The organism is Gilliamella sp. wkB112 (assembly GCF_001690685.1).
Lineage (GTDB): Bacteria > Pseudomonadota > Gammaproteobacteria > Enterobacterales > Orbaceae > Gilliamella > Gilliamella apicola_J.
Genome location: NZ_LZGL01000020.1, coordinates 1 through 16,766, shown reverse-complemented (window position 1 = coordinate 16,766; position 16,766 = coordinate 1). Strand labels below are relative to the sequence as shown.

General features: G+C 35.5%; 16 protein-coding genes. 12 read left to right on the top strand and 4 right to left on the bottom strand.

Annotation, left to right across the window (positions count from 1 at the left end; genetic code table 11):
• The first annotated feature begins 3 nt into the window (after positions 1–3).
• The 11 genes from rpmF to A9G12_RS10580 all read left to right on the top strand — a co-directional run bounded on the left by rpmF (position 4) and on the right by A9G12_RS10580 (position 12,307).
• Positions 4–171, top strand: coding sequence for a 50S ribosomal protein L32 (rpmF, locus tag A9G12_RS10630; protein ID WP_065557369.1), 168 nt, complete (start codon positions 4–6; stop codon positions 169–171).
• A gap of 33 nt (positions 172–204) precedes the next feature.
• Entirely contained in the window at positions 205–1,251 is a 1,047-nt protein-coding gene (gene plsX / locus A9G12_RS10625) for a phosphate acyltransferase PlsX (protein WP_081299755.1), read from the top strand.
• A 4-nt stretch (positions 1,252–1,255) separates the two neighbouring features.
• Complete coding sequence (locus A9G12_RS10620; RefSeq protein ID WP_065565829.1) at positions 1,256–2,209, top strand: beta-ketoacyl-ACP synthase III; 954 nt, start codon at positions 1,256–1,258, stop codon at positions 2,207–2,209.
• Positions 2,210–2,245: 36 nt separating this feature from the next.
• Complete coding sequence (gene fabD / locus A9G12_RS10615) at positions 2,246–3,181, top strand: ACP S-malonyltransferase (RefSeq protein ID WP_065565828.1); 936 nt, start codon at positions 2,246–2,248, stop codon at positions 3,179–3,181.
• Positions 3,182–3,200: 19 nt separating this feature from the next.
• Positions 3,201–3,935 carry a 3-oxoacyl-ACP reductase FabG gene (fabG, locus tag A9G12_RS10610; RefSeq protein WP_065565827.1) on the top strand — a complete coding sequence of 245 codons (735 nt, stop codon included), beginning with the start codon at positions 3,201–3,203 and terminating at the stop codon, positions 3,933–3,935.
• A 150-nt stretch (positions 3,936–4,085) separates the two neighbouring features.
• A complete protein-coding gene (gene acpP, locus A9G12_RS10605; RefSeq protein WP_034948180.1) occupies positions 4,086–4,319 on the top strand; it encodes an acyl carrier protein in 234 nt (77 codons plus the stop codon).
• A gap of 159 nt (positions 4,320–4,478) precedes the next feature.
• A complete protein-coding gene (gene fabF, locus A9G12_RS10600) occupies positions 4,479–5,723 on the top strand; it encodes a beta-ketoacyl-ACP synthase II (protein WP_065565826.1) in 1,245 nt (414 codons plus the stop codon).
• Positions 5,724–5,972: 249 nt separating this feature from the next.
• The gene (locus A9G12_RS10595) at positions 5,973–7,064 is read left to right on the top strand and encodes a glycerol dehydrogenase (protein WP_065565825.1); all 1,092 of its coding nucleotides are present in this window, start codon (positions 5,973–5,975) and stop codon (positions 7,062–7,064) included.
• Positions 7,065–7,254: 190 nt separating this feature from the next.
• Positions 7,255–10,731, top strand: a complete 3,477-nt coding sequence (gene dnaE / locus A9G12_RS10590) for a DNA polymerase III subunit alpha (RefSeq protein ID WP_065565824.1) — start codon at positions 7,255–7,257, stop codon at positions 10,729–10,731.
• A 226-nt stretch (positions 10,732–10,957) separates the two neighbouring features.
• Positions 10,958–11,917, top strand: coding sequence for an acetyl-CoA carboxylase carboxyl transferase subunit alpha (gene accA / locus A9G12_RS10585; protein ID WP_065565823.1), 960 nt, complete (start codon positions 10,958–10,960; stop codon positions 11,915–11,917).
• A gap of 21 nt (positions 11,918–11,938) precedes the next feature.
• Positions 11,939–12,307 carry a diacylglycerol kinase gene (locus A9G12_RS10580; protein ID WP_065565822.1) on the top strand — a complete coding sequence of 123 codons (369 nt, stop codon included), beginning with the start codon at positions 11,939–11,941 and terminating at the stop codon, positions 12,305–12,307.
• A gap of 97 nt (positions 12,308–12,404) precedes the next feature.
• Here A9G12_RS10580 and A9G12_RS10575 read toward each other — a convergent pair whose 3' ends face one another.
• From A9G12_RS10575 to metK, 4 genes are read right to left on the bottom strand one after another with little or no spacing between them, the layout of a single operon-like run.
• Positions 12,405–13,247, bottom strand: coding sequence for a 23S rRNA (adenine(2030)-N(6))-methyltransferase RlmJ (locus tag A9G12_RS10575; RefSeq protein WP_065565821.1), 843 nt, complete (start codon positions 13,245–13,247; stop codon positions 12,405–12,407).
• Complete coding sequence (locus A9G12_RS12285; RefSeq protein WP_141674159.1) at positions 13,247–13,858, bottom strand: hypothetical protein; 612 nt, start codon at positions 13,856–13,858, stop codon at positions 13,247–13,249. The genes A9G12_RS10575 and A9G12_RS12285 overlap by 1 nt, the downstream gene beginning before the upstream one ends.
• Before the next feature lie 15 nt (positions 13,859–13,873).
• The gene (locus tag A9G12_RS10565; RefSeq protein ID WP_065565819.1) at positions 13,874–14,380 is read right to left on the bottom strand and encodes a SprT family zinc-dependent metalloprotease; all 507 of its coding nucleotides are present in this window, start codon (positions 14,378–14,380) and stop codon (positions 13,874–13,876) included.
• The gene (gene metK, locus A9G12_RS10560; RefSeq protein ID WP_065565818.1) at positions 14,364–15,515 is read right to left on the bottom strand and encodes a methionine adenosyltransferase; all 1,152 of its coding nucleotides are present in this window, start codon (positions 15,513–15,515) and stop codon (positions 14,364–14,366) included. The genes A9G12_RS10565 and metK overlap by 17 nt, the downstream gene beginning before the upstream one ends.
• 216 nt (positions 15,516–15,731) lie before the next feature.
• On the opposite strand from metK, the gene murI reads away from it, so the two are divergent.
• Positions 15,732–16,556 (top strand): glutamate racemase, encoded by an 825-nt coding sequence (murI, locus tag A9G12_RS10555; protein WP_065564153.1) that lies wholly within the window; start codon positions 15,732–15,734, stop codon positions 16,554–16,556.
• The last annotated feature ends 210 nt before the right edge of the window (positions 16,557–16,766 follow it).

Here is a 16,766-nt window from a genome sequence, read left to right as displayed (position 1 = left end):
TCCATGGCTGTTCAACAGAATCGTAAAACTCGTGCAAAACGTGGTATGCGTCGTTCTCATGATGCATTAACTGCTGCTAATATCTCAGTTGATGAATCAGGTAAAACACATTTACGTCATCACGTAACCGCTGATGGTTATTATCGTGGTCGTAAAGTGATTTCTAAGTAATTAGCTTATAATTAGAAATCCTTAGGTGACATTTTGGATAATCTAACCATTGCGTTAGATGCTATGAGTGGGGACTTCGGTCCTCGTACTGTTGTTCCTGCTGCAATACAAGCACTAAATCGTTATCCAAATCTTACAATTCTCTTGGTGGGTGAACCAACAGAAATTGGTATTTTTTTGTCCAAAGAAAACGCTCAACTTATTACCCAATATCAAAATAGTAATCGTTTAATTATCATAGAATCAACATCTATTATTACTAATGATATGAAACCTGCTTATGCCATTCGGCATAGCCAAGGTTCGTCAATGAGAATAGCCCTCGAGTTAGTTAAAGACAATAAGGCTCAAGCATGCGTAAGTCCTGGTAATACTGGAGCGTTGATGGGACTGTCTAAATTACTGCTTCATTCGTTAACCGGTATTGATCGTCCTGCATTAGTTGCAACTATACCCGCACTAAATAATCAAAACACTGTAGTACTGGACTTAGGTGCTAATGCCGAATGTGATACTAATATGTTAGTGCAATTTGCAATAATGGGAGAAATTCTGGCCAAAACAGTGCTTAAGATCCCTCATCCTCGAGTAGCATTATTAAACATTGGTGAAGAAGATATTAAAGGGTTGGATAAGATCCGTTCAGCCGCTACTATTTTGAAAGCAAATGACCAAATTAATTTTATCGGTTATTTGGAAGGTAATGAATTGTTAACGGGTAAAACAGATGTATTAGTATGTGATGGTTTTGTTGGTAATGTGACACTTAAAACGGTAGAAGGATTGATTAAAATTTTTATGTCATCATTTAAATTATCATTACAGAAAAATTCGTTATTCATGAAATTGTTGAGTAAGTGGTTACAAAGAAAGATCGCAAAAGATTTTGGTTATTTAGATCCCGGACGTTATAATGGAGCTTGTTTGCTTGGACTTCGAAGTATTGTGATCAAAAGTCACGGTAGTGCCAATCAAAAATCCTTTTTTGCAGCAATAGAACAAGCTATTTTGGCTATACAAACAAATATACCAGAGAAGATTGCTAGCAGTCTTTCTTCCGCACTACCTAAGAGCGAATAAATAGATGTATACAAAGATATTAGGAACAGGGAGTTATCTTCCCAAACACATTAGAACCAATGCCGATCTGGAAAAAATGGTTGATACCAGTGATGAGTGGATCACCACGCGTACAGGAATTAAAGAAAGGCGTATAGCAGATCCAGATGAAACTGTAGTTAGTATGGCTTACGCGGCGGCAATAAATGCCATTGATATGGCGAAGATTGATAAAAACGAAATTGGGTTAATAATTGTTGCAACAGCAACTTCAGTTAATGCTTTTCCAAGTTCCGCTACTGAATTACAAGCTAAATTAGATATTGCTGACATGATTGCTTTTGATGTATCAGCTGCATGCTCAGGATTCGTTTACGCATTAGATATTGCCGATAAATATATCAAAAGCGACGCCATAAAATATGCTTTAGTTGTTGGTTCTGACATGTTAACTCGAGGCGTTGATCCAAGCGATAGAGGAACCGTCATTATTTTTGGTGATGGTGCCGGAGCAGTTGTAGTTGGAGCATCCGATGAACCAGGCATTATTGCTTCACATCTACATGCAGATGGTCGTTATGGTGATTTATTAAAATATCCATATGTAGATCGTCGTGATATCACTAATCCTGTTTATATGACAATGCACGGAAATGAAGTGTTTAAAATTGCAGTTAAAGAGCTTTCAAATTTAGTGGATGAGCTTTTAACTGAAAATGCTTTCAATAAAACTGATTTGGATTGGCTAGTCCCTCATCAGGCTAATTTAAGAATAATTACTGCAACAGCTAAACGTTTAGATATGGATATGAGCAAAGTTATTGTTACCTTAGATAAACAAGGCAATACTTCAGCCGCTTCAGTTCCATGTGCTTTAGATGTTGGTGTCCGAGATGGGCGCATTAAACGAGGCCAATTAATTTTATTAGAGGCTTTTGGTGGTGGTTTTGTTTGGGGATCAGCCCTAATTAGATTTTAATAGTAAGATAATTTTCGAATGATCAAGGATTTAATGATGACCAAATTTGCAATGGTATTTCCAGGACAAGGCTCACAAACTGTCGGTATGTTAAAAGATTTAGCCGATAACTATCCGATTGTGAAGTCAACATTTGATGAAGCTTCTGATGTTTTGGATTATGATTTATGGGCTCTAGTACAACAAGGCCCGGCGGATGAATTAAATAAAACCTGGCAAACACAACCAGCATTGCTGGCTTCGTCGGTAGCTATTTTTAGAGTTTGGCAAAGTTTACATGGAAATCAACCGGAATTTATGGCCGGCCATAGTTTGGGTGAATACTCAGCATTAGTTTGTGCTGGAGTTATTGATTTTAAAGATGCAATTAAGTTAGTTGAACTTCGTGGAAAATTAATGCAAGAAGCGGTACCAAGCGGAACTGGTGCAATGTATGCTATTATTGGATTAGATAATGAGTCAATCAGCAACGCCTGTGACCAAGCAGCTCAAGGTCAAGTGGTTGCTCCTGTAAATTTTAATTCACCAGGTCAAGTTGTTATCGCTGGTAATAAAGAGGCTGTTGAGCGTGCTGGAGCTTTATGTAAAGAAGCTGGTGCTAAACGAGCACTGCCACTTGCAGTGAGTGTGCCGTCTCATTGTGCGTTAATGAAACCGGCAGCCGATAAATTAGCCACCACTTTAAAAAGTATCGAGTTTAGTGTGCCAAAATTTGCTGCCATCAACAATGTTAATGTGAAAGTGGAAACGTCTGCTGAAAATATAAAAGCGGCTTTAATTGCTCAACTGTATAGTCCAGTTCGCTGGACTGAAACAGTAGAATTTATGGCTAAACAAGGGGTAACTCTTTTAGTGGAAATAGGGCCAGGTAAAGTACTAACTGGGTTAACTAAACGTATTGTTGATTCACTTTCAAGTTGTGCTGTTAATGATAAAGCTTCATTAGATGTTGCACTTGAAAATACAAAGTAAAAGATAAACAGGGGTAGTTATGAATCTATCAGGAAAAATTGCTTTAGTGACTGGCGCCAGCCGTGGTATTGGTAAAGCAATTGCAGAAAAGCTGGTTGCTTGTGGTGCTACTGTTATTGGTACAGCAACAACTGAAAATGGCGCTGAAGCTATTAGCCATTATTTAGGTGTAAAAGGTAAAGGTTTTGCTTTAAACGTAACCGATGAAGCATCTATTGAGTCAGTGATTAGCGCAATCAAAACAGAATTTGGTGATATTGATATTTTAGTTAATAATGCAGGTATTACTCGTGATAATTTATTAATGCGAATGAAAGAAGAGGAATGGCAAGATATCTTAGATACGAATTTAACTTCGGTATTCCGTTTGTCCAAAGCATTAATGCGCACTATGATGAAAAAACGTAATGGACGAATTGTTACAATTGGTTCAGTGGTTGGTACTATGGGAAATGCTGGACAAGCTAATTATGCAGCAGCAAAAGCCGGATTAATTGGTTTTAGTAAATCACTAGCACGAGAAGTAGCATCACGAGGTATTACTGTTAATGTAGTGGCGCCAGGTTTTATTGCAACCGATATGACAGAAGCACTCACGGATGAACAAAAAGCATTAACTCTGGCACAAGTTCCAGCTGGACGTTTAGGTGAACCAGCAGAAATTGCTAATGCGGTAGCATTTCTGGTTTCCGATGAGGCATCTTACATTACCGGCGAAACTTTACATGTCAATGGTGGCATGTATATGGTGTAATGAGTTAGAATAGTGTAAAATAGACTAAAATTTTGATGTTTTGTACAAAAACTAAGCAATTGGGTTGAAAAATAGTTTGCATCTTTTTCAACATTTTATAAACTTACATTCACTGCCACTTTCGGCGATTTTTATAGGAAAAAAAAGAGTATGAGCACTATTGAAGAGCGAGTTAAGAAAATTATTGTTGAGCAACTTGGTGTGAAAGAGGAAGAAGTTAAAAATGAATCTTCTTTCGTTGAAGATCTTGGCGCTGACTCTCTTGATACTGTTGAACTAGTTATGGCTTTAGAAGAAGAATTTGATACTGAAATTCCTGATGAAGAAGCTGAGAAAATCACTACTGTTCAATCAGCAATTGATTATATTACTGCAAATCAGTAAGGTTACCAGCGTTTTCATAATAGGCGGTCAGATGATCGCCTAGTTTGTATTTATGTCTATTTTTTAAAATTAATGTAGATATGATACAAAACAGTGAAAATCAAGAAGTAAAATTTTCATTGATTCAAATTTCATTTCAATCCTTTTCTGGAGGACAATGTGTCTAAACGCAGAGTTGTTGTTACTGGAATGGGCATGATATCTCCAGTCGGCAATACAGTTGAATCCACCTGGCAAGCATTATTAGCAGGTCAAAGTGGTGTTGAACTCATAGAACACTTTGATACTGCCCCTTTCGCTACCCGTTTCGCCGCAATGGTTAAAAACTTTAATGGCGAAGATTATAATATTTCCCGTAAAGATGCACGTAAAATGGATTACTTTATCCAATATGGTATCGCTGCGGGTATGCAAGCCATGCAAGATGCTGGTATTGATATTACCGAAGCAAATGCAGAACGTATTGGTTGTGCTATTGGTTCTGGTATTGGTGGATTAGGCTTAATTGAAGAAAATCATAGTGCACTAGTTAACGGTGGTCCTCGTAAAATTAGTCCATTCTTTGTGCCTTCAACCATTGTTAATATGATAGCTGGTCATTTGTCTATTATTTATGGTTTAAAAGGACCAAGTATAACTATTGCAACAGCATGTTCATCAGGTGTGCATAATATTGGCCATGCAGCGCGTATTATTGCTTATGGTGATGCGGATGCTATGCTAGCAGGTGGTGGTGAAAAAGCTAGTACGCCATTAGGTATTGGTGGATTTGGTGCTGCACGTGCATTATCGACTAATAATGAAAATCCTAAAGGTGCTAGCCGCCCATGGGATAAAGACCGTGATGGTTTTGTGCTTGGTGATGGCGCTGGCATTTTGTTCTTAGAAGAATATGAACATGCCAAGAAACGAGGCGCTAAAATCTATGCAGAGATTGTTGGTTTTGGTATGAGTGCAGATGCATATCATATGACTTCTCCCCCAGAAGATGGTAGCGGCGCAGCATTAGCAATGAAATGTGCAATCCGAGATGCAGGCATTACTCCTGAGCAAGTGGGTTATATTAATGCACACGGCACATCAACACCTGCAGGTGATAAGGCTGAAACTCAAGCAGTAAAAAGTATTTTTAAAGAAAATTCTCACAAAGTGTTGGTTAGTTCTACTAAATCAATGATTGGTCATTTACTTGGGGCTGCCGGAGCTGTTGAATCAATTTTTACAGTACTTGCATTGCGAGATCAAGCAGTGCCACCAACAATCAATCTTGATAATCCTGATGAAGGCTGTGATTTAGATTATGTACCACACACTGCCCGTCAAGTTAACAACCTAGAATATGCTTTATGTAATTCTTTTGGTTTTGGTGGAACCAACGGTTCAATTTTGTTTAAAAAAATCTAATTTTATTTTTATTTCCCATTACTAAAAGTGATGGGAAAATCCCCCACCGTTGCCTATTTTTAATAACAGCTAATCGTAGTTAAATAAAATGTGGGTTATACCACATTTTTAAAATAACCTGTTAGATTAATTGGAAATAAAAGTGTATGTTGTCACTAATTCCAATGATAAGTATCTTTCAATATTAGTTAAAGACGAGATGCTATATCTATGAACTAATTTTATTTTTATATATTAGGAGTTGTTATTATGATTACTACTGCACTTTTTCCTAACCGTTATATACAAGGGTTTAATGCAATTGAAAATTGTTTGGGTCAAGAACTAGCAAGGCTTGGTAGAAAAGCATTATTGCTTGAAAGTCCATCAGCACATAAAAATTTATCTGCAATAATTGAAAAGTCATTAACTGGTAATATTGAATTTACCATTGATGTTTTTAATCGTGAATGTTGTGATGAAGAGATTGCAAGAATTAGCACTTTGGTTAAAGCTGAACATATTGATGTAATAGTTGGTATTGGCGGTGGTAAAGCCATTGATACCGCCAAAGCTGTTGCTGCAGAACTAAATCATCCTTGTGTTGTTGTGCCAACTCTTGCTTCAACGGATGCACCATGTAGTGCTTTATCTGTTATATATACACCAACAGGTGAGTTTAAACGTTACTTTGTATTGCCACGTAATCCTGATTTGGTGTTAGTCGATTCAAATGTTATTGCTAAAGCACCTGCACGATTTTTAGTTGCCGGAATGGGTGACGCTTTAGCTACATGGTTTGAAGCAGAAGATTGTCGTCAATCTAAAGCTGGAAATATGACTGGGCGACCGGGCCCGATTTCGGCATTTGCTTTAGCTGAATTTTGTTTTGATGTATTGTTAAAATATGGTGTACAAGCAAAAAATGCTTGTGAACAGAATATAGTGACACCAGCATTAGAACATGTAATTGAAGCCAATACATTACTTTCTGGACTTGGATTTGAAAGTGGAGGACTATCTGCTGCTCATTCAATCCATAATGGCTTTACTGCACTTGAAGCTACGCATGATTATTGGCATGGTGAAAAAGTTTCAATTGGTACTTTAGCGATGTTAATGTTAATTGATAGTGATCCTAATATGATAGAAACAGTTTATGCATTCTGTGAATCAGTTGGATTACCAACAACCTTAGCTGAAATCGGTTTAGCAAATGTAAGTGATGAAGATTTGATGAAAGTAGCCACATTAGCTTGTGCAGAGGGTGAATCTATTCATAATTCACCAGCAGAAGTAAATCCTAATACGGTATTTGCTGCAATAAAAGCAGCAAATGCAGAGGGGTTACGTCGTAAATAAATTTTTAAATTTACTTTATGAAACTACTGAAATTTTTTATTAATAAAAAAAACTCTCGTTTGTTTTACATACGAGAGTTTTTATTATCAGTTTGAAGTTGCTAGTTTATTGCTACCTAAAGAGAATAAGAATATTTAGACTGCTTGTGTTATAATTACAAATATTTTTATTGTAATCTTTTTTGGTAATTATGGCAGAACCTAAGTTTATTCATCTTCATTTGCATAGTGACTTTTCAATGGTTGATGGCATTGCAAAAGTTAGTACATTAATAAATGAAGTGAGCAAATTGCAGATGCCCGCTTTTGCAATCACTGATTTTTGTAATCTGTGTGGCTTGGTAAAATTTTATGGTTCCGCAATGTCCAAAGGAATTAAGCCGATTATAGGTGCTGATTTAGCAATTAAAAGTGCTAATTTACCAGATGATATTTACCATTTAACAATTTTAGCTGTTAATAATGAAGGATACCAGAATCTTACTTTATTAATATCAAAGGCTTACCAACGAGGTTATATTGGTGATTTACCTGTTGTTGATCACGAATGGTTAATAGAGCACCGTAAAGGTTTAATCGTACTGGCTGGACGGAATAGTGATATTGGTATTGGAATCATCCGTAACAATCAAACAATAATTGATAATGCAATACAATTTTATATCGATAATTTTGCAGATCATTTTTATTTTGAATTGGTACGAACTAAACGACTGAACGAAGAATTATTTATTCATACAGCAGTGCAGCTTGCCGAACAACATACGTTACCAGTTGTTGCAACAAATGATGTCCGTTTTTTAAATTCTTTAGATTTTGAAGCTCATGAGATTAGAGTCGCAATTCATGATGGTAACACATTAGACGATCCGAATAGACCCAAAAATTATTCACCAGAACAATATTTACGCACCGAACAAGAAATGTGTGAACTATTTTCTGATCTTCCAGAAGCATTGGAAAATAGTGTTGAAATTGCAAAACGGTGTAATGTTACAATTCGGTTGGGAGAATATTTTTTACCTAAATTTCCGACGGGAGATATGTCAACTGAAGATTTTTTAGTACATAAATCCCGTATAGGATTAGAGGAACGACTTGAATTCCTTTTTCCAGATCCCGAAATTCGAAAACAAAGACGACCAGAATATGACGAACGTTTAGAAACAGAATTAACCGTAATTAATCAAATGGGCTTTCCAGGGTACTTTTTGATTGTTATGGAATTCATACAATGGTCAAAAGATAACGATATTCCTGTTGGTCCAGGACGAGGTTCAGGGGCAGGTTCATTAGTTGCCTATTCTTTAAAAATAACCGATTTAGACCCTTTAGCGTTTGATCTACTTTTTGAACGTTTTTTAAATCCTGAACGCGTTTCAATGCCTGATTTTGATGTCGATTTTTGTATGGAAAAGCGCGATCTAGTTATTGACCATGTTGCAGAAATGTATGGGCGAGACGCGGTGTCCCAAATTATTACCTTTGGTACCATGGCAGCTAAAGCCGTTATTCGAGATGTGGGGCGAGTGCTTGGGCATCCATATGGATTTGTGGATAGGATTTCAAAACTGATTCCTTTAGATCCTGGTATGACGTTGGCGAAAGCTTTTGAAGTGGAACCACAACTTCAAGAATTATACGACAACAATGAAGAAATTAAATCATTAATTGATATTGCCCGGCAATTAGAAGGTGTAACTCGAAATGCCGGTAAACATGCGGGTGGTGTGGTGATTTCACCGACTAAAATCACAGATTTTTCACCAATTTATTGTGATCCGGAAGGCAATCATCCGGTGACTCAATTTGATAAAAATGATGTTGAATATGCAGGTTTAGTAAAATTTGACTTTTTGGGGCTTAGAACATTAACCATTATTGATTGGGCAATCAAAATGATTAATGAACGTCAAGACAGAGAAGGTAAGAAAAAAATTGATATTACCCATATTCCGTTGAATGATGAAAAATCTTTTGAATTATTGTTAAAGGCAGAAACTACTGCGGTATTTCAGTTAGAATCCCGTGGAATGAAGGATTTAATTAGACGCTTAAAACCTGACTGCTTTGAAGATATGATTGCCTTAGTGGCTTTATTCCGTCCAGGACCATTACAATCGGGTATGGTTGATAACTTTATTGATCGTAAACATGGTCGAGAAGAAGTCTCGTATCCGGATATTAATCATCAACATGAGTCTTTAAAGCCCATTTTAGAACCCACATACGGTATTATTTTATATCAAGAACAAGTAATGCAAATCGCCCAAACTTTATCAGGTTACACATTGGGTGGGGCCGATTTACTTCGACGAGCAATGGGTAAGAAAAAGCCAGAAGAGATGGCTAAACAACGTTCCGTATTTAAAGAAGGCGCTGAAAAACAAGGTGTGGACGGTGAACTTTCCATGCACATATTTGACCTGGTAGAAAAGTTTGCTGGTTATGGGTTTAATAAGTCTCATTCAGCAGCTTATGCTCTTGTTTCTTATCAAACTTTATGGTTAAAAACGCATTTTCCTGCTGAGTTCATGGCAGCAGTAATGACAGCAGATATGGATAATACTGATAAGATTGTTGGTTTAGTTGATGAATGTTTACGAATGGGGTTAAAAGTTAATCCACCAGATATAAATAGTGGACTTTATCACTTTCATGTAAATGATAAAGGGGAAATTGTTTATGGTATTGGTGCCATAAAAGGTGTGGGTGAAGGTCCAATTGAGGCAATTGTTGAAGCACGTAATAGTGGTGGCTATTTCAAAAATATTTTTGAACTTTGTGCTCGTAGTGACATGAAGAAAATTAATCGTCGAGTGCTTGAAAAACTAACCATGGCTGGTGCATTTGATAAATTAGGACCTCATAGGGCGGCAATTCTACATAGTATTAGTGACGCAATGCAAGCTGCTGATCAATATGCTAAAGCTCAAGATATTGGTCAAGAAGATATGTTTGGTGTTTTAGCAGAAGAACCAGAACAAGTAGAACATGCTTATGCCGCTGTTCCGGAATTACCTGAACAAGTTTTACTTGATGGTGAACGTGATGCATTAGGCCTTTATTTAACTGGGCACCCAGTTACCCAATATTTAAAGGAACTAAATCGTTATGCCGGAGGTGTACGTATTAGTGAGGCATCTCCAACTGGGTGGGGAAAAATGATAACTCTTGCTGGTATTGTAGTTGATGCTAGAGTAAGAATCACGAAGAAAGGTAATAGAATTGGTTTATTCACCTTAGATGATCGTTCTGGTCGTATAGATGCTATGCTTTTTGCAGATACATTAGAAAAATTTGAGCACTTGTTAGTAAAGGATAAAATCTTAATAGTTACAGGGCAAGTCAGCAATGATGATTTTAATGGTGGGCTTAAAATGTCAGTTCGAGAGATTGTTGATTTGAAAGATGCTCGGACTAAATATGTTAAAGGACTAGCCATTACTTTACTTGAAAATGAGGTAAACCATGCAATGTTACCGCGTTTACAACAAGTGTTTGAATCTTTCCGACATGGTAGTGTGCCAGTTAATCTTTATTACCAGAGAGACGATAGCGTTGTAAGGATCCAATTTGGAACAGCTTGGAGAATTGTACCAGAAGATGCACTTATTATTGAATTAAAGACATTACTTGGTAATGATCGTATTGAGTTTGAATTTTAATAGGTGAAAATTAATTAGTAACATTTGGTTAAAATAAATAATGTCATCTTATTTAGCATAAATATGATCTTTTATTATTAATGTAAATGAAATAAATATAGATGACTTCAATGAGTATTACATAGTAGAATTGGCTTAATTTTATTTTAAGAAATAGTCAGTATATTAAATATAGTTGTGTATTTATAAAAAATACAAAATAAAACAAGAGGCAATCATAATCGTTATGAACAATTTTTTGGAATTTGAAAAGCCGATCGCGGAATTAGAACTAAAAATTAATTCCTTAAAGAATATTGATTCACAACAAGTGGAATTAGATATTAATTTAGATAAAGAAATTAAACAGTTAAATCAAAAAAGCCGTGAGCTAACTAAAAAAATATTTTCAAATTTATCTCCTTGGGAAGTTGCACAATTAGCTAGACATCCCAATCGACCTTATACGTTAGATTATATTAAAGAAATTTTTACTGATTTTGATGAGTTAGCGGGTGATAGAGCCTATGCTGATGATAAAGCAATTGTTGGTGGAATAGCTCGTATTGATGAGCGTCCGGTAATGGTCATCGGTCATCAAAAAGGTCGCGAAACTAAGCAAAAGGTTTATCGAAATTTTGGTATGCCAGCACCAGAGGGGTATCGTAAAGCTTTACGATTAATGCAATTAGCAGAGCGTTTCAAACTGCCAATTATTACTTTTATTGATACTCCTGGCGCTTATCCTGGTATTGGTGCTGAAGAACGTGGACAGGCTGAAGCGATTGCTCGTAATTTACGTGAAATGTCTCGTTTAAAAGTGCCAACAGTTTGTACGGTGATCGGTGAAGGTGGTTCTGGAGGCGCTCTAGCTATCGGGGTATCAGATAAAGTTAATATGCTTCAATATAGTACTTATTCTGTTATTTCACCTGAAGGATGTGCCTCAATTTTATGGAAAAGTGCCGATAAAGCACCTATTGCCGCTGAGGCCATGAATATGACTGCCGATAGATTATTTAAATTAAATTTGATTGATTCTGTAATACCTGAACCTCTAGGTGGTGCTCATCGTGATTATATTGCAGTTGCTAGTTCTCTTAAAAAACAATTAATTAGTGATCTTAACGAACTTGAAGGCATGGATTTATCAGTATTACTTGAAAGAAGATTTCAACGTCTGATGAATTATGGTTATGTAAGATAATACCAATTTTGGAATGTTATTATGGAAAAAGCGACAGGATTACAACGCATAATTAATGCAACTAAATATTCTATAAAAGGCTTTAAATCTGCGATTCAATACGAAGCCGCTTTTCGCCAAGAATTGATTTTATTGATAGTTGCTTATATAACTGTCATGCTAATCAATTTTTCTATCTATGAACGTATTTTATTACTTGGATCCATTGGTGTAGTGATGATTGTTGAGCTTATTAATAGTGCGATTGAATGTGTTGTAGATCGAATTGGTAGTGAGCGGAATGAGTTATCAGGACGTGCTAAAGATTATGGTTCTGCAGCAGTGTGTTTGTCACTATTATTGATGGTGACTTTGTGGATTTATATATTTTCTTGTCACTTTTTTCCTTAATCCTGCCTTACTCGAACCTATCTTAGTGCTTATTTTATGAAGTATTTGATTGCTGAGATCTATAAAAAGCGAGATATCCTCGCTTTTAAAATAGTAACTACTCAGAAACTAATTGTTTAATAGTAAAATTACCAGTTTGTTCTATGTCCAGAACAGTTGTTAACCAAGGCATAATAATTTGCATTTGTTCTTGTAATTTCCATGGAGGGTTAACAACAATCATACCTGATGAGGTCATCCCTTTCTGATTATTATCTGGTTTTATAGATAATTCAAATTGTGAAATTCTTTTAATACCTAGATTTACAATACCTTCAATCATTCTCTGTGTTTGGGAACGAGATACTACTGGATACCATATTAAATAAACGCCAGTAGCAAAACGTTTGTATGCTTCTAGTAGTGATGTGGGAATTTGATGGTAATCGTTTTTGATCTCATAAGATGGATCAATCAATATAATGCCTCGACGTGATTTAGGTGGTAGTTTCGATTTTAGTTGGATAAAACCATCTTCACGTAAAACTCTGGTGCGTTTATCTTTAATAAATTCCTGCCTTAATAATGAATAATCAGCTGGATGTAATTCGGTAAGATTGAGTTGATCTTGCTCACGTAATAGCTGTTTGGCAATTAATGGTGAACCTGGATAGTATTTCAAGGTTTCATGAGGATTATAACGTTTCAAAATAGAAATATAAGTATTGAGTAAATCAGGCATGTTTGGCTGTTGCCAGATTAAGTTAACACCTGATAAGTACTCTCCAGTTTTTTCTGCATGCTCACCTTGCAATAAATACCTTCCAGCACCGGAGTGAGTATCTAAATATAAAAACGCTTTTTCTTTCTCTTTTAATGCTTCAATGCAAAGTGTTAATACGATATGTTTTAATACATCAGCATGATTACCTGCATGATAACTATGGCGATAACTTAACATTATGAGTTTAACCTTTTCTGTTCATTTTTTTGCATATAAAAAGTGATTAAAGCTAAACTAAGTAAACAAGGTATTTCCATTAATTCTTCAATTAAATCCTTTCGTTCTTTAGTCATTACTAAAAATTGGTGCCCAATGCGATGATGTTCAGCAATATCGGCAATACCTAAAAAAAGAAATGCAAATATAATATGCCAAACAGGAATCTGTTCAAATTTAAAGCGCCTTACTATCTCTCGACGAATAGTTGGCAAAAATATTCCCAGTATAGGAATTGCCATTAAAATGCTAGCTATTATTTTATAATAAAAGCGAGGCACTTCTGGAAAAAAATCTCTTCCCCAACTAATTCCTCGTCCAAACAGCATAAACCACCAAAATATTGTCCAAATCCAGAATTTATAAAGATCAGGAGTATTACTTACTCGCTTAGTATAACGGTAAGTATAAGCACACATGAATAATAAAAACAGGGATTGAGAATGTTCTATTAATGTTACAGTTAATCCATCATATAAAGGTAGGAAAAAATTACCTATGATATAAAGAAATCCACTAAGAATTACTATAAATATAGAACTTTTGTAGAAATGAAAATCTAATTTACACATGCAATATACTATATATCAAATAGAATTTTTAAGTTTGAGTATAGTACCGCATTTCTTGCATAAATACTCTGTTTTGTTGTGCAGAATTTTATTATGTCTTATTTTAGATAAATAATGTTCTTGGCATAAACAATAATATAAATAATTATTACTTTTTTTCACGTTAAAATTATGTGTAGTTTTAGGTGTTTTGCCTAAAACCACCGACATTATATATTGCCACTCTTTCCCATGTGGTTTTACTTTACCAAACTTTTTGAACACGATTAGGTGAGCTAATTCATGAGGAATTACCTCTTCAATAAAAGTTTTGTCATTTTCATTAAGCATTGTTGTATTAAGCTGAATTTCCCAGCGACTCAAAAAAGCACTACCAGCAACACTACCTTTCAGTCTATAGGTGATTTTGGGTTCAGTATATTCTATCTGTAAAAAGTTATTGGCTTGCGCTAAGTGCTGTCTTAGGCAAGCCAATACTTGATTATGTAAATAGATTGGTATTCGTTTATAAGCCTGCTGCATCACGTAGAACTGCTGTTTTATCTGTTTGTTCCCAAGGGAATATATCGCGGCCAAAGTGACCATAAGATGCTGTTTTTTGATAAATTGGTTGAATAAGATTTAGCATTTGGATAAGTCCATAAGGTCTTAAATCAAAAAATTCCTTAATTAATGCTACAATCTTTTCATGATTTATTTTTTCTGTACCAAAGGTATTTACATAAATTGAAGTTGGATTGGCGACACCAATTGCATAAGATATTTGTAGTTCACATTTATCAGCAATCCCTGACGCAACAATGTTTTTAGCCACATAACGGGCTGCATAGGCAGCAGAACGGTCTACTTTAGATGGATCTTTGCCAGAAAAAGCACCACCACCATGTCTTGCTGCACCACCATAAGTATCAACGATTATCTTTCGTCCAGTTAATCCGCAATCACCCATAGGTCCACCAATAACAAAGCGTCCAGTAGGATTAATGAAATATTTAGTTCTGGCAGTTAACCATTCGGCAGGTAAGGTTGGTTTAATAATTTCTTCCATTACAGCTTCATGTAGTGCTTTTTGTTCTATTTCGGGAGAATGCTGTGTAGATAAAACGATGGTATCAACCCCTTTAATCTGATTATTATCATATATCAAGGTAACTTGGCTTTTAGCATCAGGCCTTAACCATGGTAGTGAACCATTTTTTCTTACTTCGGCCTGACGACGCATTAAATCATGCGCATAGCTAATTGCTGCGGGCATCAAATTTGGCATTTCATTAGTTGCATAACCAAACATAATACCTTGATCACCAGCACCTTGCTCTAAAGGGTTACCTCGGTTAACACCTTGATTAATATCGGGTGACTGTTTACCAATTACATTAAGTACTGCACATGAATTGGCATCAAATCCCATTTCTGAACTAGTGTAACCAATGTTATTAATTGTGTTTCTAGTTAATTCTTCAATATCAACCCAAGCAGAAGTCGTAATTTCTCCACCTACTAGAGCCATACCAGTTTTGATGTATGTTTCACAAGCTACATGAGCCTTAGGATCTTGTTTTAATATAGCATCAAGTACAGCATCTGAAATTTGATCAGCGATTTTATCTGGATGACCTTCTGAAACGGATTCTGAAGTAAATAGGAATTCTGACATGATATACCTTCTTAATTTATCGGATGTAATGCTTAAAATATGAAGTAGAGCGGTAAGGTTTTTATTTTAGCAGTTTTACCATCTAGACGTCTATTCTAATTATTTATAAACTAAAAAGCTAGTATTAGCTTAAATAAAATTACTTGCATTAATTTGTAATCAATTTACGATAGTGCGCATTTATTCTTCTTTATAATCGATTTTTAGTTAACAGGTATGAATATTAGAAGACAACCTCCATCGATATTAGTGTTTGATTCTGGTATTGGTGGATTATCTGTCTATAATGAAATTTACAAAAAAATGCCTAATTTACATTACATTTATGCATTTGATAATGAAATGTTTCCATATGGTGATAAATCCACTGAGTTTCTTATTGACCGAGTAAATTCGGTTATTGAAGCAATTACAAAATCTTATTCAATTAGTCTAGCTGTGATTGCTTGTAATACCGCAAGCACAATATGTTTACCTAGTTTACGCGCTAATTTTCCCTTCCCAATTGTGGGCGTAGTACCAGCCATCAAACCGGCTAGCCAAATTACCCAAAATAAATGTATTGGACTTTTAGCGACCAAAGCAACAATACAACGGGCTTACACAACGAATTTAATTAATGAATTTGCCAAAAATTGTACTGTTAATCTGCTTGGTTTGTCAGAATTAGCTCTTATTGCAGAAAATAAATTACAAGGTATTGCTGTAGATATGCAACAATTGAGGTACCTATTAAAGCCTTGGCTTTGCTTAACAACAGTACCTGATACTATAGTTTTAGGTTGTACCCATTACCCATTCATTAAGGAAGAACTACAAATAATTTTCCCAAAAGCAACTTTTATTGATTCGGGTCATGCAATTGCTTTTCGTGTTTATAATTTACTCAATGCACAATATGATGCAAATAAGATATTCCGTTCTGATAGAGAAAATATTGTATTAAGTACAACGTATAATCAATATGTGCAAAAACTAATTCCAAAATTAGTAAACTATAATCTCATTAAATATCAATCAATTAACATTTTGGGTGTTTAAAGGTTATGCGACTAAATAAATAATTGATCTTTTTTACTTGCCAAAAAAAATGAAGCCCCTATAATGCGCATCCACTGACACGCAGTGATGAGCAATCAGGCAGTGGCAAGTTAGTGAGCAAGATCGAAATTTTAGAAAAAAGATCTTGACGAATAAGAAGGTGTAGCGTAGTATACGCAGCCCTTGAGACAGCAAACTGAATCAGCGAAA